The sequence below is a fragment of the uncultured Paraglaciecola sp. genome (assembly GCF_937123705.1).
GTDB lineage: Bacteria > Pseudomonadota > Gammaproteobacteria > Enterobacterales > Alteromonadaceae > Paraglaciecola.
Genome location: NZ_CAKZKO010000038.1, coordinates 121876 through 141218, shown reverse-complemented (window position 1 = coordinate 141218; position 19343 = coordinate 121876). Strand labels below are relative to the sequence as shown.

Annotated in this window: 17 protein-coding genes; 7 read left to right on the top strand and 10 right to left on the bottom strand. The window is 41.4% G+C overall.

Annotated features, from left to right (window positions below; translation table 11 throughout):
- Positions 1–45 precede the first annotated feature (45 nt).
- The 4 genes from fldA to Q0688_RS06840 all read right to left on the bottom strand — a co-directional run bounded on the left by fldA (position 46) and on the right by Q0688_RS06840 (position 3422).
- Positions 46–570 carry a flavodoxin FldA gene (gene fldA, locus Q0688_RS06855; RefSeq protein ID WP_299074478.1) on the bottom strand — a complete coding sequence of 175 codons (525 nt, stop codon included), beginning with the start codon at positions 568–570 and terminating at the stop codon, positions 46–48.
- Positions 571–643: 73 nt separating this feature from the next.
- Entirely contained in the window at positions 644–847 is a 204-nt protein-coding gene (locus tag Q0688_RS06850) for a DUF2788 domain-containing protein (protein ID WP_299074476.1), read from the bottom strand.
- Positions 848–932: 85 nt separating this feature from the next.
- Complete coding sequence (locus Q0688_RS06845) at positions 933–1706, bottom strand: alpha/beta fold hydrolase (protein WP_299074474.1); 774 nt, start codon at positions 1704–1706, stop codon at positions 933–935.
- 78 nt (positions 1707–1784) lie between these two features.
- Entirely contained in the window at positions 1785–3422 is a 1638-nt protein-coding gene (locus tag Q0688_RS06840; protein WP_299074655.1) for an electron transfer flavoprotein-ubiquinone oxidoreductase, read from the bottom strand.
- A gap of 456 nt (positions 3423–3878) precedes the next feature.
- Between Q0688_RS06840 and Q0688_RS06835 the strand changes: the two genes are divergently transcribed.
- The 3 genes from Q0688_RS06835 (at position 3879) to Q0688_RS06825 (ending at position 6408) form a co-directional block, all read left to right on the top strand.
- The gene (locus tag Q0688_RS06835) at positions 3879–4628 is read left to right on the top strand and encodes an electron transfer flavoprotein subunit beta/FixA family protein (protein WP_299074472.1); all 750 of its coding nucleotides are present in this window, start codon (positions 3879–3881) and stop codon (positions 4626–4628) included.
- Positions 4628–5554, top strand: a complete 927-nt coding sequence (locus tag Q0688_RS06830) for an FAD-binding protein (protein WP_299074470.1) — start codon at positions 4628–4630, stop codon at positions 5552–5554. The genes Q0688_RS06835 and Q0688_RS06830 overlap by 1 nt, the downstream gene beginning before the upstream one ends.
- A gap of 89 nt (positions 5555–5643) precedes the next feature.
- Positions 5644–6408 carry an SDR family oxidoreductase gene (locus Q0688_RS06825; protein WP_299074468.1) on the top strand — a complete coding sequence of 255 codons (765 nt, stop codon included), beginning with the start codon at positions 5644–5646 and terminating at the stop codon, positions 6406–6408.
- Positions 6409–6462: 54 nt separating this feature from the next.
- On the opposite strand, the gene Q0688_RS06820 is transcribed toward Q0688_RS06825, so the two are convergent.
- The 3 genes from Q0688_RS06820 to Q0688_RS06810 are packed head-to-tail and all read right to left on the bottom strand — an operon-like array spanning position 6463 to position 10767.
- Positions 6463–7662, bottom strand: a complete 1200-nt coding sequence (locus Q0688_RS06820) for an HlyD family efflux transporter periplasmic adaptor subunit (RefSeq protein ID WP_299074466.1) — start codon at positions 7660–7662, stop codon at positions 6463–6465.
- 13 nt (positions 7663–7675) lie between these two features.
- Positions 7676–10042: an ABC transporter permease gene (locus Q0688_RS06815; RefSeq protein WP_299074464.1), complete on the bottom strand. Its 2367-nt coding sequence runs from the start codon at positions 10040–10042 to the stop codon at positions 7676–7678.
- A complete protein-coding gene (locus tag Q0688_RS06810) occupies positions 10036–10767 on the bottom strand; it encodes an ABC transporter ATP-binding protein (protein ID WP_299074462.1) in 732 nt (243 codons plus the stop codon). Before Q0688_RS06810 ends, Q0688_RS06815 begins: the two co-directional genes overlap by 7 nt.
- Positions 10768–10932: 165 nt before the next feature.
- On the opposite strand from Q0688_RS06810, the gene Q0688_RS06805 reads away from it, so the two are divergent.
- From Q0688_RS06805 to Q0688_RS06790, 4 genes are all read left to right on the top strand, one after another.
- Positions 10933–11391 (top strand): transcriptional regulator, encoded by a 459-nt coding sequence (locus Q0688_RS06805; protein WP_299074460.1) that lies wholly within the window; start codon positions 10933–10935, stop codon positions 11389–11391.
- 129 nt (positions 11392–11520) lie between these two features.
- The gene (locus Q0688_RS06800; RefSeq protein WP_299074458.1) at positions 11521–13629 is read left to right on the top strand and encodes a TonB-dependent receptor; all 2109 of its coding nucleotides are present in this window, start codon (positions 11521–11523) and stop codon (positions 13627–13629) included.
- A 58-nt stretch (positions 13630–13687) separates the two neighbouring features.
- Positions 13688–14479, top strand: coding sequence for a MipA/OmpV family protein (locus tag Q0688_RS06795; protein WP_299074456.1), 792 nt, complete (start codon positions 13688–13690; stop codon positions 14477–14479).
- A gap of 39 nt (positions 14480–14518) precedes the next feature.
- Positions 14519–16999: a prolyl oligopeptidase family serine peptidase gene (locus Q0688_RS06790; protein WP_299074454.1), complete on the top strand. Its 2481-nt coding sequence runs from the start codon at positions 14519–14521 to the stop codon at positions 16997–16999.
- Between the two features lie 56 nt (positions 17000–17055).
- Here Q0688_RS06790 and rrtA read toward each other — a convergent pair whose 3' ends face one another.
- From rrtA to cysK, 3 genes are all read right to left on the bottom strand, one after another.
- Positions 17056–17643 carry a rhombosortase gene (gene rrtA / locus Q0688_RS06785; RefSeq protein ID WP_299074452.1) on the bottom strand — a complete coding sequence of 196 codons (588 nt, stop codon included), beginning with the start codon at positions 17641–17643 and terminating at the stop codon, positions 17056–17058.
- A 71-nt stretch (positions 17644–17714) separates the two neighbouring features.
- Complete coding sequence (locus Q0688_RS06780) at positions 17715–18158, bottom strand: hypothetical protein (protein ID WP_299074450.1); 444 nt, start codon at positions 18156–18158, stop codon at positions 17715–17717.
- A gap of 145 nt (positions 18159–18303) precedes the next feature.
- A complete protein-coding gene (cysK, locus tag Q0688_RS06775; protein WP_299074448.1) occupies positions 18304–19269 on the bottom strand; it encodes a cysteine synthase A in 966 nt (321 codons plus the stop codon).
- Between the last annotated feature and the right edge of the window lie 74 nt (positions 19270–19343).

The window sequence follows — 19343 nt, the reverse complement described above, 5'->3', positions numbered from 1 at the left end:
ACAGCTTCAAATTTAAAAAAAAGGAGTCAAACTCCTTTTCAATTATTATGCTAATTCGGCTAAACACAGTTCTTCGTGAATTTGTTTACACCATGACTTTACCCGTTCTTCGGTGAGTTCGGGTTGTCTATCTTCATCAATACCTAAACCTACAAAATGGTCTTCATCAGCCATGCCCTTCGATGCTTCAAAGTCATAACCTTGTGTAGACCATTGACCTACCAAAATTGCACCTTTAGCTTCGACAATATCTCTGACCATGCCCATGGCATCTAAGAAATATTCGGCGTAGTCTTCCTGATCACCACAGCCAAAAATGGCCACTAATTTATCTTCAAAATCTATTTGTTCAAGTTCAGGAAAAAAATCATCCCAATCACACTGTGCTTCGCCGTAATACCAAGTAGGAATACCAAAAAGTAATAGATCAAATTCAGCAATATCCTCTTTGCTGCTCTTAGCAATGTCTTTAACATCTATTAAGTTTTTGCCTAATTCTTTTTGGATCATCTTTGCAATATGTTCTGTATTGCCAGTGTCACTGCCGAAAAATAACCCCACACTTGCCATTTTTGTTCTTTCCTCAACTAAAATATAAATTCAAACTGGTTTGACTAAAGCAACATTCAAGACGCTATCAGTCTTAAATAAACAGTTGCATTATGCCTTTAAATATAAAGCCCGCTGCCCCCAAAAACAGTACAAAATACACCACAACTTTACCAATAAGTGGCACATTGTTTTTTTTAAGTACATCATGGACAACATAGGCCATCAATAAAAATAAGCCAACAATCGCAAGGTTTAACCCTATGGCTTCGATTTGCTCATAATGATCACTTAACATCTACTGCGGTCAACTCCTATAAAAAACTGGCGCATAGTAGCATAGTGTATCGACTAAAAAAATTGCCCTAGGTCATCACATCGGGTTATTTAGCTAAAAAAGCCCTGATTAACTTACTACAAAGCTCCGGCTTTTCTGCATGTAGCCAATGACCTGTGCCACTGATCATTTTAGATTTGCTGTTGGGAAATAACTCCATAACAGCGCTTTTGTGCTCTGGCAAAAGGTAATCGGAATGCTCTCCCTTAATAAATAAGGTTTTACCTCCAAATGCTTGGGAAGATGTAATAGCCGCAGAAATATTAGGATAATCCTGCTCTAATAAAGCCAAGTTAAAACGCCACTGCCAGCTATCATTTTCGTTGTATAAACTTTTTAGTAAAAATTGCCGAGTAGAGGTTTCAGTCACATATTCAGAAAGCGCTGTATCTGCTTCCTTGCGGCTCGCAATTGTACCTAGCTTCACATTGTTGAGGCCCTTAAAAACATTATTGTGCCTTGGCGCATAAGCAACAGGCGCAATATCTAAAACCACTAAATGGTTCACTTTATTTGGGTGATTAAGGGAAAATTGCATGGCGACTTTACCGCCCAACGAATGTCCAATGAGATTAATTGATTGAATGCCTAAACTTTCTACAAGTTTAAACAGTAACTCACAATAGCGATTAAAACTGATGCTAGTGGTATGGGCTGATTTTCCATGATCTGGTAAATCTACTGTCAATATTTGATAAGACTCAGTTAACTGCCTGCGAAGTGCAGTTAGATTATCCATACTGCCGAATAAACCGTGAATTAACATAATCCAAGGTTTATCTGGCGAGTTTGAATGTATCTGGTAATGAATATCGCTCATTGCAGCAAGGCCTCATTATTAAATGAAAAGTAATAAGTGTGTTCTAAGATAAAAAAAGGGGCATATGCCCCTTAGTTTCTACATATTTGGGTAGTTAGGTCCACCGGCACCTTCTGGCACCACCCAAGTTATGTTTTGAGTCGGATCTTTAATATCGCAGGTTTTGCAATGTACGCAGTTTTGGCCATTGATCTGTAACTGCTTTTCGCCTGCTTCGGATTCTATAATTTCATAGACCCCAGCAGGGCAGTATCGCTGAGCTGGTTCATCATAATGGGCCAAATTCACTGTAATAGGAATAGCGCTGTCTTTTAGTTTCAAGTGGCAGGGCTGTTCTTCTTCATGATTGGTATTGGATAAAAACACTGAAGACAACTTATCAAAACTTAGTACGCCATCGGGCTTAGGGTAATCAATTTTGACACAATCTTTGGCTTGTTTAAGTTGCTCATGATCGGCTTTGTCATCTTTGAAGTTAAAAGGCAAATTACCGTTAAACCAATTTTGCTCTAGGGTGTTGTACGCACCGCCCATAAAGGTGCCAAATTTATGCAGGGCAGGGCCAAAGTTGCGAGATCTGAATAACTCATCATACAACCAAGAGTCTTTAAATTTCTGGGTGTAACTTGCGAGTTCTTGGGAAGGCGCAGCATCGTCTTGGCTTAACACTTCCATCAACGTTTCTGCAGCTAATAGCCCAGACTTCATAGCGGTGTGGTTACCTTTAATTTTCGCAAAGTTTAAGGTACCCGCATCACAACCTACTAATAGGCCCCCAGGGAAGGTCATCTTAGGCAAAGAATTAAAACCACCTTTGGCTATGGCTCGGGCACCATAAGAAACGCGTTTACCACCTTCAAGATACTGCTTGAAAACAGGGTGATGTTTTAGGCGTTGGAATTCATCAAAAGGACTTAAATGAGTATTGCTGTAGTTAAGATCGATTATTAAACCCACTAAAACTTGGTTGTTCTCTGCATGGTAAAGATAAGAGCCACCTGTAGCATCTGTGATAGGCCAACCCGCTGTATGAACCACTAAACCTTCTTGGTGTTTGGCAGGGTCGATATCCCAAATCTCTTTAAAACCAATACCGTAATGTTGTGGTGATTGATCTTTATCTAACTCAAATTTCTCTATTAATTGCTTTCCTAAGTGTCCACGACAACCTTCAGCAAACACAGTGTATTTAGCTTTGAGTTCCATACCCGGCATAAAGGAGTCTTTGGGTTGGCCTTGTTCATCCAGACCCATATCGCCGGTGATCACGCCACCGACACTGCCGTCTTCATTATACAAAACCTCTGAAGCAGCAAATCCAGGAAATATTTCTACGCCAAGTGCTTCGGCTTGTTCGGCCAACCAACGACATAGATTACCCATACTCACCACATAGTTGCCATCATTATGCATGGTTTTAGGTGTCATAAAGCTTGGGATCTTAGTGCCTTTTTTCTCGTTATTAAGCCAGTAAATATCGTCGCCTGTTACTGGGGTGTTTAGAGGCGCGCCTTTTTCTTTCCAGTCGGGGAACAACTCGTCCAAAGCACGGGTTTCGAATACGGCACCAGATAAAATATGGGCACCCACCTCAGAGCCTTTTTCGACCACGCAAACCATTAATTCTTGGTCTTTTTCCTGAGCTATTTGCATCAACCGGCACGCAGTTGACAGACCAGCAGGGCCAGCACCGACTATAACTACATCAAACTCCATCGATTCTCGTTCCACTTGTTTGTCCTCTTATTTGTTTAAACTATTCATAAAAATGTATTTAATTATTCACAAAAAAAATGTTTGTGAGCCTTATTCATAAGCAAATTTTAGTCATGCGCTGGCTATTTTTACATCAAATACCCTAGTTGTGGGTTTACTAACAATAACATTATAAATCTACCCTGTCTTATCATTCAATATAGACGAATACTTAAATGTTTATACTTAACAAAGACTTATATCAATCCCTTTGATTGAAAAAATTCTAGCCAATACTCAAATTACTCGAGGTATTATGGCATATAATACCCTTTATAAGTGCGGGTTATAGTAACTCTCGGCAAATTGACTTCTTAGTTGACGTATACGTCAACACAAAGTAAATTGTCGCCATCCAAATTTGTGTAACTTGTTAACTCAGTTTAATAACTTGATACCTGTTTAATAGAGGTGAATATGAAAATACTTGTGCCGGTAAAACGTGCCATTGATTACAATGTAAAAGTCAGGGTAAAACCAGACAACAGCGCGGTGGATTTAACCAACGCTAAAATGTCAATTAACCCTTTTTGTGAAATTGCAGTAGAAGAAGCGGTTCGCTTAAAAGAAAAAGGTGTTGCCACTGAGATAGTTGTGGTTTCTATTGGCGATAAAAGCTGCCAAGAACAAATTCGTACGTCATTGGCACTAGGTGCTGATCGCGGTATTCAAATTGATACTGACCAAAGTCTTGATTCTTTACAAATTGCTAAGCTTTTAAAGAAAGTGGTTGAAGAAGAAACACCTGATTTAGTTATTTTAGGCAAACAGTCTATCGATTCAGACAATAACCAAACAGGGCAAATGTTAGCGGCACTAACTGGTATGCCACAAGGTACTTTTGCATCAGAAGTAGTAGTGGATGCGGGTAAAGTAAAAGTGACCCGTGAAATTGACGGCGGTTTACAGACTGTTGAGCTGGCATTACCAGCGGTAGTGACAACTGATTTACGTTTAAATGAACCTCGCTATGCCTCCTTACCAAATATTATGAAGGCGAAACGCAAACCTCTTGATGTTAAGTCTGCAGCAGACTTTGGTGTTGAATTAACGTCAAATGTAAAAGTGCTTAAAGTAGAGCCGCCAGCACAACGCTCAGGTGGCGTGATAGTGGCAGACGTCGCGGAATTGGTCGACAAGTTAAAAAATGAAGCGAAGGTGATCTAATGGCTATTTTAGTATACGCAGAACATGACAACGAACAGCTAAAAACAGAAACCCACAAACTAATGCACGCTGCATCGCAAATAGGTGGAGATATCCATTTATTAGTTGCTGGCTCAGGTTGTGAAGCTGTTGCCGCACAAGCCGCTAAATTAGACGGTGTGACTAAGGTTTTATTAGCCGACAGCGCCGATTATGCCCACCAAATGGCTGAAAATATTGCCGATCTCGTGGCCGAACTAGGTAAAGATGCAAGCCATGTACTGGCTGCGGCTACGACAACAGGCAAAAACTTTATGCCACGGGTTGCTGCCTTACTAGATGTTGCTCAAATATCTGACATCATCAAGGTAGAAGGTGCTGATACTTTCCAGCGCCCAATCTACGCAGGTAACGCTATTGCCACGGTACAATCTAGCGATACGATTAAAGTGGTCACCGTTAGAACCGCCGCTTTTGATGCGGTTTCTGAAGGTAATTCTGCAGCGGTAGAAGCCTGTGCAGTGGCTAAAGCATTAGATAAATCATCTTTTGTTTCAGCTGAGCTAACAGAATCAGAACGACCAGAACTAACAGCAGCCGATGTGATCATCTCTGGTGGTCGCGGTATGCAAAACGGTGATAATTTTAAATTACTAGACGGCATAGCTGATAAGTTGGGAGCAGCTATGGGGGCATCACGTGCCGCAGTTGATGCAGGCTTTGTACCAAATGATATGCAAGTTGGGCAAACAGGTAAAATTGTTGCACCTAACCTATATATTGCTGTGGGTATTTCTGGGGCCATTCAACACTTGGCCGGTATGAAAGACTCTAAAGTGATAGTAGCAATCAACAAAGACGAAGAAGCACCCATCTTCCAAGTAGCGGATTATGGCCTTGTTGGCGATTTGTTTGATGTATTACCAGAGCTAGAAGCCGCTTTATAAGGCTTTACATTTTTATAGTGTTTTAGCCATGGCCCTTATAGTCATGGCTTTTTTTTGCCTAATATTCACATGCATTGAAAGGGGAAGATATGAACAAAGACATTTTTGATTTAAGCGGTAAGGTGGCATTAGTAACAGGTGCGAGCCGCGGAATTGGTGAATCAATCGCAAGATTACTGGCCGCTTATGGCGCTAGAGTGATTGTATCTAGCCGTAAAATTGATGGCTGTGAAGCGGTTGCCCAAAGCATTCGTGAAGATGGCGGCGATGCCGTGGCTATGGCCTGCCATGTGGGCGAAATGGCGCAGATTGATAATATCTTCGAACAAATTAGCGAAAAATATGGACGTTTAGATATCTTAGTGAATAACGCCGCCGCGAATCCATATTTTGGACACATTTTAGATACAGACTTAGCGGCTTATGAAAAAACCGTTGATGTAAATATCCGTGGCTATTTCTTTATGTCGACTGCAGCCGGTAAAATGATGAAACAGCAAGGGGGTGGGGTTATCTTAAACACCGCTTCGATTAATGGTATTTCACCTGGCATGGGACAGGGGATCTATTCCATCACTAAAGCTGCGGTTATTAGTATGACTAAGTCTTTTGCAAAAGAATGTGGAAGTCTAAATATTCGTGTTAATGCGCTATTACCTGGTTTGACTGAAACTAAATTTGCCTCGGCGCTTACAAGCAATGACAAAATTCTTAAAACCGCACTAATGCAAATACCACTTGGGCGCACCGCCCAACCTGATGAAATGGCAGGTACAGTATTGTATCTAGTTTCTGATGCTTCCAGCTATACCACAGGCACCACTGTGGTAGTGGATGGCGGATTTTTAAGCTAAAGAATCCATTCAAATCATTAATATACGGCAACCTATGGTTGCCGTTTTTTTTAGCTAACGACGGGCAACGGCCAAGTTGTTGGTGAGTTCGGCACTAGGATATAACACCACTTGTTCGTTAACCGATAGGCCCTCTGCAACACTGGCTAGGGTGCCATTATTTTGTTCGATGGTAATATGCCGCAATTGGGTTTTATCATTTTCGATGACAAACACCGCCCATTTTTGTTGCTCTCTAAACATGGCGCTCACTGGTACTATAGTGGTGTTGTTGTCTTCCCATACAATTATTGATGCGTCGACTCTAAAGCCGTGGCCTAGATTTAGCGGAATTTTTTCTGTGGGATTCGGTTTAACAATAACGTTCACGCGGCGCTCTTCAACTCCAAGAGAAGAGGTTTTAATAAAGCCCTTAGGCTCAATTCGAGTAATAGTTCCATTGCCTGTCTGCTGTGCGTTCCAGTTTTGCAGCAACACACTTTGCCCAACTTTTACTTGTACCGCATCGCTCGACAACATTTCAATCACCAGCTCTAAGTCGTCTTTAACATTACCCAAGGTTAAAATGGGGGCGCCGGCTTGCAAAACGGTTTCATTTTTTTCAGCAATATCTAACACTCTGCCTGTAATTGGCGCTTTAACATCGACTATTTCAAGGGGCTCTTGAGACTGGTTAATGGTTTGAACGCTACCCACTAACGTAGCTTTGGCTCTGGCTAGTTCAGACTCATGTACTTTTAACATTGATGTAGCCGCAGCCAATTCGGATTTTTTACTGATAACATCTTGCTGAAATTTATCGTTTTCATCGACACTGATAGCCCCAACTTTTATCTGCGCTAAAGCTCGTTTCGCTCTTTGTGCTACCAAGCTAAATTCTGACGCAAGCCGTTTACGGGTGGCTTTGGCGGCATTAACGGTCGATAGCGCAATTTGAACATTGGCTTTAGCTAGTTGCGACTCTTTAACACTGAGTAAATTAGGTAATATACGGGCAATGATGGTTTCGCCCTTACGCACAGGATCACCGGGTTTAAGGTCTATTCTAAGCATTCTCCCGCTAATAGGTGCCGACACTTGATATAACTCGTCTACTCGGGTGTAGCCTTCTTCGTCAATGGTTATTTGCATTTTCCCTGTGCTGACAGTACCTATATCCACTAGTGTTGGTTTTGGCCATAACCCATAAATTAAGGCGGCAACAAGGATAATTGCAGCACCTGTGGTTAATGTGTTTCGAGAGACCTTTTTCATTGTTTTTGTAACCTTATTGTTTAGATTTTAGCGCAGCAACCAAGTCCACTTGGTCGATGTCACGTTTGATTAAGTAGCCCGACACTATAGCGGCAAGTAATACCGCAATACTCGCAATGGCATAACTTTGAGGTGAAAATGTAGCAGGAATTTGATAAATATCGGTGCTGTAACCCTTTGAAATTAAAATAGATAAAAAATAGCCCACTGCAGATCCCAAAGGCAAAGCCGCTAGTGTGACAGTTCCTAACTCGCCCAGCAGTACAAAGGCCGTTTCGCTCTTTGTAAAGCCTATTACCCGTAAACTGGCTAAATCTCGTTCCCGCTCTGCAAAGGCAATGCGCGCGGTGTTATATACAATACCAAAGGTGATGACTCCGGCAATTAAGGCCATCACGTAACGCATGGCCCCGGCACCGCTGTCCATTAATTTTGCAAAGGCTTGTTGGCTATCCTGTTTTAGTGTCATGCCCATTACGGCAGGCATTTGTTTTATGGCTTGATAGACCTCACTGCTTTGCTTGTCATCAATGGATAAGTACACACCGCTTACAGTGTTGGGCTCTTTTAGTAGTCGATTTAAACGATCCATATCCATGTAGGTGGGGGAGCCTAACAGAGTTTTGGATACGCCCATTACAGGTACATTCAATGTTGGTCTTCTGCCTTCTCGTACATCTATGGTGAGCATATCACCGGGTCCAATTTTTAATATATTGGCCAAAGGCGTGCCTATAACTATACCTCTATTTGACAGTGGGATAGCTTCAAATTCACTATTAAGTGCGCGATACAACTGAGGATTTTCTGTCAAGCCGCTTATGGCTCCTCGGTAGCTCTCTCGACCGTTCTTAAAGATAACCGAAACACTACGAAAAGGCTCCACATGCTGTACCCCTGAAATATTTTGTAATTCATACACAGCTGTATTGCTAATAGGATGAGTAAAGAAAACTGTGGCATCGCTTCTATCGAGCACACTAAACGTTAAGTCTATAGTGTCATCAAAGCCTACTAGCACAGTGATCATACCTACAGACAAGCCCATGCCGGTTGCTATGCCAATAACGGCACCAAACATACGTCCAGGCTGGCGAATGATACCGCGCAATACCATGCGGATAGACTGTTCAAATAAAAAATCGAAGCGCCTTAGCAAACTACCAGAATGGCTGTAATCTGGGGGTATTTCAGGGCGCATTGAATCGGCGGGCGTTAATGCAAATACCTTTCTAAGAACGAATAACCCGCCCACTGACGCGGTGAAAATGCTGACCAAAAAACCTGCCACAAATACTTGGGGGTTGACCTGAAATACGATAAAGGGAAATTTAAAAAAATTCTGATAATAGGCCGCTAGGCTTTTACCCGCCAGCACGCCGAATACGCTGCCTGCTATGGCTCCGCCACAGGCAATTATGAGCACAAATTTTAAATAATGAATACCAATTTCAATGCCAGAATAACCAAATGCTTTAAGTAAGCCAATCTGCTCTCTTTCTGACTGCACTAATCGCGATACCACTATGTACAACAAAAATGCCGCTACGCCCATAAAAATAGGTGGCACACCGGTAGATGAGGCGCGTAAACCGCTGATTTCTTCAGAAACAAAACGGTTTGATTGTAAATCTTCTACACCATATGCCCCAAATCCACCATAGTTTTCAACAATACGATCGGCATGCTCTAGTACGGCGGGTAATTTTGCGCCTGAAGATAAGGACAACAGCGCTTCATTAAATGCACCTTTCATATCATAAGCCGCTTCGAGGGCGGTATAACTTATCCAAAACACCGCAAAGCGGCCGTCATCAGGGACCATTTCACCTGGGGCGGTGATATATAAAAACTCAGGCGACTGGGCCATACCCACAATAGTAAAATCCCAGCGTTTGCCGTTCATGGTCATAGTAAGTTGGTCGTTTAACTGTAGATTTCGAGCCTTGGCAAAACTGTCTAAAATCAATATTTCTTGAGGGTGTCGGCTATCGATATAACGTCCGCTTTTTAGGCGAATATTATTAAGTTGAGGGGTGCCGACATCAGGTAGTGATATGGCTTTGGCACGAAGTGGTAAAGCAACGCCATCTAAATCAACTAAGGCGTCGCCAGTAATACGGCCTTCAACGGCTTTGACGTTTTCAATATCTTTGATGGCCTTTAATAAGGTATTGGGGGCACGTTTTACCGGAATAAATACGTCGGCTAATCGATAACGCTGATAATAGGCTTCGCGGGTTTCATCTAAGGTATTAACTAAGCCGTCCATCATTACCAATAGTAATACTCCAAGAGATATTACCAAACCAATGGCGATAGCTTGACCTTTCATACGCCATAAGTCGCGCAACAGCTTTCTATCTAAGGGGCTTACCATTCAATTTGCTCAGCAGCCAGCTTATCGGTATTTTGAATGATCTCTTTAATATCACCATCGGCAAAATGAATCACTTTATCGGCCATGCGGGCAGTATTGGCGGCGTGAGTGACTATCATAACGGTAGAGCCAAGTTCTTGATTGACATTTTGCAACACTTTCAACACGGATCGCCCTGTGGTGCTGTCTAAAGCCCCTGTGGGCTCGTCGCAAAAAAGTACTTGAGGTTGTTTAGCAATAGCCCGGGCAATGGCCACTCTTTGTTGTTCACCACCGGATAACTGAGATGGAAAATGGCTGCCGCGATCTTTAAGGCCGACTAAGTCCAGAGCATCACTGGCATCAAGTGGATTAGTAGCAATTTCGGTGACCAGTTCGATGTTTTCTTTAGCGGTTAAACTGGGCATCAGGTTATAAAACTGGAAAACAAAGCCAATATGATCTCGACGATATTGAGTTAATTGTGCGCTACTAAATTGTGTGAGTTCTTGTTCTTCAAAAAAGGCTTGGCCACTGCTGGCACTATCTAGCCCACCAAGAATATTCAAAAGTGTGGATTTCCCGCTACCAGAAGGGCCAAGTAATACCACCATTTCGCCAGCAGGAATATCTACATTAACTCCTCGAAGAGCATGAACAGCGGTTTCACCTTCACCGTAGATCTTAGTTAAGTCTTTGGTTGAAAAAGCGCAAGGGGTGTGTTTTTTAGATTGTGCAAAGTGCATTTTTTGGTCTTTTAATCATTTACGAAATCGGTACTCTGCAATAAACTTATCATATTGTTTAGTTTTGACTAAACAATAAATATACTAGTAGTAGATTTGTTGACTGTCATCAATTACGTTCTGTTTAATTTTGACTGAACAAATTAAACCCTATAAACTCACGCTATGAAAAAAACTCAAACCGACATCATTAATCAGTTGATTGAAGATATGGGCATGATTGCTCAAGGTGATGGCATGCCCAGAATTGCCGGAAAAATCATGGGGTTATTGGTAGTCGAGGTTGGTCCTTATAGTTTCAGTGAGATTGCCCAGCGTTTGCAAGTCAGTCGGGGCAGTATTAGCACTAACACCCGTTTGTTAGAGAACTTACATGTGATTGAGCGTGTTTCTAAAAAAGGGGAGCGGGGCGATTATTTTCAGTTAGCTGAAGATCCCTACAGTAAACTATTGCAAGGCGTATCTCAAAGGATGGAAAAATCCATCAGCATTTTACAAAAAACACGTGATGCCTTACCTAAAGACTTACAGCAATCACAAGCAAGAATACAAGATCTACAAGAGTTCTATATCGAATATCTCAAGAGCACAACTGCACTTATCGGTAAACTTCAAGGCGAGTAAATTCCTTTGGTCCTAGCAAAATTATATTTTAGGCAATTTGGGTTGCTGCATAACCTTATGATTTAACTCTTTAGGGAGTCACGACATGCCTCTCATGACATTTAACTTTAGCATTTACGAGCAAATTTTATGAACCTATACGTTGCAACAAAGAACCCTTTCAAATTTGCGGTTCCAGCTTTAATGATGGGTCTTAGTTTACCTCTCTACAGCGCTGCTCAAAGTGCTGAAAAAAAACAAGATGAAGCGGACGATAAAAGTATTGAGCATGTGCAGGTTATCAGTCGTAAATACGAAGGGTTGACAAACATTACCGAAGACACTGAAAAATTAGTCACTATGCCAGGCGCCGGTGGCGATCCTTTAAGGGCTATATTTGCCTTGCCTGGGGTTATTCCGGCTGGCGGCTCAATGAGCGAACCTGCGGTACGAGGCTCCTCGCCAAAAGATAACCGCTTTGAAGTGGATTTTATGCCTACGGGTTATATCTTTCATGATTTCGGCAACTCTATTTTTAGTAAATATATAGTGCAAGATTTTCGTTTATATACCGCGGCGTTTAACCCTAGCTTTACCAATGCTACAGGGGCGGTATTTGACGTGTCTCTCAGATCACCCAAATTTCAGCCCATTGAGACAACAGTTGATCTCACAATGTTTAGAGCAGGTTTATTTTTTGAAGGGCAAGTAACTGAAAATAGTGCGTTTTATTTCTCGGCTCGTAAGAGTACCTTACCTTTATTTTTCGATACGGGTGAAGAGTTAGAGGATGATGACGGCGAACTCACGGGTATTACTATTAACGATCCTCCCGATGACCATGACTACCAAGGAAAATGGTATTGGCAATTGGGTAAGCATAATAGTTTAACTCTTTCATTTACTGGAGCAGAAGATGTTTTTGCAGCAGGTATAAGTGACTACTCCGACTGGGCACTTAAATCCCCAGAATTTGTAGGCGATGTGATCTATGATCGTAAATTCAACGGTCAACATCTGGTATGGGATAATGAGCTAAAAAACAGCCATTTAAAAGTAGGCGTGGGCGTATTACACAATGATACGCGTATCGATTACGGCAAAGTAGAAGATGACGGATTTTTTCAAGACGATGTAAGCGATCAGTATATAGCCAAGGCGCGTTGGCGCTATAAGCGATCAAAGGCACAAAGTGTGGTATTGGATGCGGGTGTTAACCATATAAATAATCAATTATCTTTTTATGGCTTTTTGTATAATTGCACCGAAATTGATCCTGATTGTGAATTAAAAAAGGGCGAAAAAGTCAGTGTTGAATATGAGTTAAACTACAACCAGTATTATCTAGGCGCCAATCATATTTGGGATCTTAGTGAGGATTGGCAAAGTGAAATTGGGGTACATTATCAAGGGAATACTTATCTAGATGACCATTTTGTATTGCCGAGAATGCAGCTTCATTACTTTATGGGGCAGGACAAAACAATTTCAGTCAAATATGGGCAATATGCACGGATGCAAGATAAGGCGATTCTGGTGCCGGGTATAGGTAATCCCAGCCTAAAATCTCAACAGGCCGATCACTACGCTGTCAGTTTTAGTCAATCCATAGATACCGACTGGGAATGGTCAATTGAACCTTATTATAAGTCTATGGAAAACTTACCTTTGGCGTTAGACGGGTCTCACCTAGACAGCGCCTTGTTATACAGCGATGACGTAAGCGGTCAGGCTTATGGGGTTGATTTATTAGTTAATAAGAATTTATCCAACAATTGGTACGGTTGGGCTTCACTGAGTTACTCAAAAAGTGAGCGTACTAATGATCTTAGTGGTGAAAAAATCGATTATTTTGCCGACACGCCTTTAGTGTTTAATTTGGTATTTAATTATCAAATCAGTGATTTATGGCAAGGTGGTGCTAATTTCACGTTGCGCAGTGGTCAAGTGTATACCCCTATAGTCGGTGTTCAGCAAAACCCCGATTTTGAAGATAATTTTCAACCTATCTATAGCGAACCTTTCTCCGAGCGGTTTTCACCCTCGCACCGTTTAGATATTCGATTTGAACGAAAAACAAATTTTTGGGGACTAGACGGCTTGCTGATTTTAGAAGTGGTGAATGCTTATGGATATAAAAGTCCTACTTCGATTGATCTTGATTACAAAAATATCGTATCTACTGATGAATTATTGTTAGAAGAACAGGAAGAAGGCTTAGATATTATGCCGTCTGTAGGGTTCAGCCTGACATTCTAGTTGAACTATTTATTACTACTAAGAACAAAGTCACACTCTTTTACTTACCGGAAATACCATGAAGATTAAACCATCAGCAATTTCAACCTTGTTAAAGTTGTTAGCGCTAGTTAGCATCACCTTATGTAGCCGTCAAACTTTAGCGCAAGCAGCCGCAAATACCCCTACGCAAGCCCAATATACTATTGGGTTAGGTGTTGCTTCACTACCCGAGTTTGACGGTGCCAAAGAAAACGAAATTCGTGTGTTGCCTATTATAAATATTCGCTATGGTCGCTTAACTATCGGAGGCATAAACGGAATTGGTTACGAAGTTGCAAACGTTAAGGGGGTGCGTTTCAGTGCCACAACTGGATACTTTCGAGGCAGGAACGAGAATGATGCATTATATCTTAGAGGTGTAGGGGATATTGACTCCTCGATAACCGCTGGGATGGCTATTAACAAATCCTTTGGCCCATTTCGTTTAGGTTTCAAGGCGAATCGCGATTTTAGCGATGATGTGGGCGGTCTTACTGCTTCTTTGTCAGCCGGTTTTTCACATAGAATATCTCAGCAACTAGTTGTATCTATTGGTACTAGCTTAAGTTGGATGAATTCTAACCATGCTGCTGGAGTTTATGGTATCAGTAACCAACAATCTCTGGCCTCTAATTTACCGCTGTTTGAAGCTAAAAGTGGTCTAAAAAATGTGGGTGTTTCTTTAGTCGGGTTGTATTTTATCGATCAACACTGGAGTATTACCACTATGTTACGCCAAAGCGCACTACTGGGTGATGCCAAAGCATCGCCTATATCACTTGGCAACTCTCCCTACTTTGTTATGAGTGGTTTTTCCTATAAATTCTAATCGCACTTTCTGCCAGAACATTTACATTAAGGTTTCTCCATGTTCAAACTGAATACAAACGGCATATTACTCGCCAGCGCCACCTCTATACTTTTTGCCTGTTCGGCAACAAAAACGGCTGATCCTATGGTTAGCCAAGATCAAACAGTAAAGCCGAGCATTATAAAGGCGGTACAGCAGGTATCCAATAATGCTAAGTCAACGTTATTGACCTTAGAGAAGATTATGGCGGATCCCGATTGGATGGGGCGTCAACCAAGTGCTGCCTATTGGGGGGACGACAACCAGAATGTCTATTATCAACAAAAACAGCTCGGCTCACCGTTGACTGACTTATGGCATAAATCCTTAGAACAAGAAGGGAATGGTAAAAAGGTTGAATTGTCACAGTTACACCTTCACGCCTATAAAAAACGTGTTCTGAATCAAACTAGAAACATCGCTGCATGGGTGTTCGAAGGTAATATTTTTGTTAAGGATCTGACCAGCAAAAAAGTTAAACAACTTACTAAAGACAATAGAAAACCATCCAAATTATTATTTTTACATGATGGCCGTTTAAGTTTTCAAATTGGCAATGCAATTTATGCCATACACCCAGAGCATGGCGTATATGAACAACTGGTAAGCTGGCAGTTTGCCGAAAAACCGACAGCGAACCAAAAGCCTAAGGATTATATAGCGGAGCAACAGCAACAATTAATTGAAGTGGTGGCATTAAAACGCCAGCAAAAAACACAGCGTTTTCAGAGAAAACAGCAACTTTCAATACAAAATAGTACTTTGTCACCTAGCGATTTTTACTTTTCTGAAGACCATAAAACGGTAGACGTCAGTTTATCACCAAACGCAAAATGGTTAGTGCTGGTAGAGCAAAAAATCACTAGTCAACGTGATGACAGTGATATTATGCCTAACTACATAAACCAAGATGGAAGAATTGCCAGTAACGAAGTGCGCCGCCGAGTGGCTGATGTAACACCCGTGCAGCACAATATTTGGTTACTTGATCTTGTTGGCCGCACTCAAAAACAACTCAGCTATACCAGTTTACCAGGGTATAACGAAGACGTTCTAGAAGCAGTAAAAAGGGAAAACGCGTTAGCAAAGGGAGAACAATATACAGCCAATCGTTTGCCTAGAAATATTAGCCTTATGCAAGGGGCTCAAGGTGCTATTCAATGGCATAACAAGGGTAATCGGGTTGCCATAATGCTCGAAGCATGGGACAACAAAGATAGGTGGCTGGCAACGATCAATACCGCCAAAGCGACCTTAGTTTCACAACATAGATTACACGATGACGCTTGGGTAAATTACAAGTTCAACAGCTTTGGCTGGTTAAATTATAGCGATGAACTGTTTTATTTATCTGAAGAAAGTGGCTTTTCACACCTTTATGTTAAACCTTTAAATGGTCAAGCAAGAGCTGTTACATCAGGTCAATTTGAAGTGAATGCGTTGACATTAACGGCTAATGATCGATACATGTATTTCAAGGGAAATAAAAAACATCCCGGCATATACGAGATCTACCGCGTTGCCTTAGCTGACAATTCATTGGAAGAAATCACCCAACTAAATGCTATGACGGATTATCAATTAAGTCCTGATGAACAGTCGTTATTATTGACCCATTCAAGTTTAACTCGACCACCTGAGTTATTTTTGCAGTCAGTGGACAGTCCTACGCCAATACAACTGACTCATACCACGAGTCAGGCGTTTTTAGATATTAATTGGCTGGCGCCCGATATAGTCCCAATAAAATCTTCGCACAGCCAGCAACCGATATATTCTCGGGTATATTCACCCAGAGAGATGCAGGCGGGCGAAACATACAAAGCCGTAGTATTTAATCACGGGGCAGGGTACTTACAGAACTCTCACCTCGGATGGTCGGGTTATTTTAGGGAATTTATGTTTAATAATATGCTTACCCAACAAGGCTATGTAGTACTTGATATGGACTACCGCGCGTCGGCGGGATATGGCCGAGACTGGCGAACCGCTATTTATCGACAGATGGGCACTCCTGAAATTCAAGACTTACAAGATGGAGTGAATTGGTTGGTTAAAAACCTAGATGTTGATCCACAAAGAATCGGCACTTATGGTGGCTCCTATGGCGGCTTTATGACTTTTATGGCGCTATTTAACGCACCTGAGTTATTTCAAGCGGGAGCCGCACTTAGGCCTGTTAGTGATTGGGCACACTATAATCATGGTTATACCTCTAACATCCTAAACACACCTGATGTTGACCCTATTGCTTACGAAAAAAGTTCACCTATCTATTTTGCCGAAGGTTTGCAAAAGCCTTTACTGATCAACGCCCCGATGGTCGACAACAATGTGTTCTTTGTTGATGTAGTGAGATTAGTGCAACGATTAATTGAGCTCGAGAAACAGGACTTCGAAACAGCTATTTATCCAGTGGAATCACATGGCTTCGTGCAGCCTAGTTCTTGGCTTGATGAGTATCGCAGGATCTACAAGTTATTTGAGACTAACCTGTAATTGTTTTTATCGTTAATAAGGTGCTTTACGTTATGGCTTACCACAACCTAAGCACTTTATTTTGCTGTTCTTCTATTGAAAATATAAAACAAAATGACTAGGCAGCCACTAACGGTTCCGCTTAAGTGCGCATCTATTGCCACATTAGCCTGAATCAATTGGGCTATATCTTCGCTGGCACCGTATATTTGTTCATGGATAACCTTTAGCCAAACACCAGCTATCATAATCCAACCGCTTGTAAATTTATTCTGAATATCAAAATAGGCACCAAGTATAAATAGACCATGAAGTACACCAGATAGCCCCACGTACCACTGCATTTGTGGAGCAAAAAGAAGTAAGCCGATAGATGTACCTAAGCAGAGTAGAAACAATATTACGAGATAGTGACGTGTAGAGTAGTAATGCCCATGCAACGCCCATAATAATACTAAACCAAGAGTATTGAGAACCAGGTGCATATTGTTGGTATGTAAAAAGTGGCCGGTGATCAGCCGCCACCACTGAAAGTCATGTAATTCATTTTTGTCGTAAGCTAATAAGTCACTGCTTAGTGGCTCTGATAAAAACAAAATAATACAAACTAAAATTACGCTTAAGGGCGCTAAGGTGAACTTTCTTTCAATGGGCAAGTTAAACATAGTGACTGTTAATTAATCAGCCCAAACGCTGGGCCATTATTGATACAGTTAGGCTAAATTTTATAGCTAATCTATTCAGCACTAATTACATCAACTTTCCAATCGTCATCGACCTTGATAAGTTCAACTATACGCACATCTTTAAAAACATCACCGTCATACTCTCCTTCAAAAAACAACGATATTTTTGCATCTTTTGCGTATTCATTTCTGCCCGCTCTGCGGGTATTGGGTTGTATAACAACTTTGTCAAAACGCATATTTAAAACGTGCTTTTGCACCCCTTTATTGGTGTGGTAAGACCTAAGTAATCTTTCCATCTTTGGGGTGCTTAACTTAATAGCGCCTTCGAGGGTCTTTTTATGGTAGATCTGGTCGAAAAAATCTATGGCTGTGTATTCAGGAATACCACTATCTAACATACCAAATTTACCACCTCCTTGTTTTTTTGGTTCTTGATCGCATGCGCTGAGTAGAAGCGTGGCTATTAGGAGAAGTTTTATTTTTTTCAGCATGTTAGGTTCCATTTTATTAAAGGAATTGGCGCATATATATTTATCTTTACATATTTTTTAGTTGACCAAAAGAAAAGAGAAGCAAAAGCTTCTCTTTCTAATAAGAGGTTATTGTAAACATCCTTCACTTACAATGAGTAACACACTACTGAACATTTTCAGAATCAGAAAATTCTCCGGCAAATAATGGGCTACTTAAATAACGTTCAGATGCGCTAGCTAAGATTACCACAATATTTTTATTGGCATTTTCGGGTTTTTCCGCCCAACGTTTTGCTGCCACTACCGCAGCACCTGAAGAGATACCCGCTAAAATACCTTCTTCTTTCATTAATCGGTGTGTCATAGCCATACTGTCTTCATTACTGACTTGCTCAACGGCATCTACCATATCTAAATCCAAGTTACCTGGAATAAAACCTGCGCCAATGCCTTGAATTTTGTGTGGCCCTGGAGTCAGTTCTTCTCCGGCTTTGGCTTGAGTAATAACCGGTGAATCTGTTGGCTCTACCGCTACGGTAGTTATTGCCTTACCTTGATTGTTTTTAATGTATCGGCTCACGCCAGTAAGTGTACCGCCTGTTCCTACACCTGCTACAAAAATATCAATTTTACCGTCTGTGTCATTCCAGATTTCAGGGCCAGTGGTTTTCACATGAATGTCAGGATTAGCAGGGTTATCAAATTGATTCATGGGAATATATTTTGTGGGATCAGATGCAACAATTTCATTGGCCGCCGCAAGAGCGCCTTTCATACCCTTCGGAGCTTCAGTTAACACTAGGTTAGCACCCATGGCCTTAAGTAATTTACGACGCTCTAAACTCATGGAGCTAGGCATAGTTAACGTGATCTTATAACCTCGTGACGCGGCAACAAAAGCCAAAGCGATACCGGTATTGCCACTGGTTGCTTCTACTATCTCATTTCCTGGCTTCAATAAACCTTTTTGCTCTGCGTCCCAAATCATATTGGCGCCAATGCGACATTTAATGCTAAAGCTAGGATTTCTTGATTCTATTTTTGCGTAAACATTTCCACCGGTTACGCGATTAAGTTTTACTAAAGGTGTTTTACCTATAGACAATGAATTGTCGTTGTATACTTGCATACTGAATTCCTTACTAAATTTTCTATTTTTACAGTGTAACCTTGATTGGTTTACCGTCAATGGGTCATTTTTGA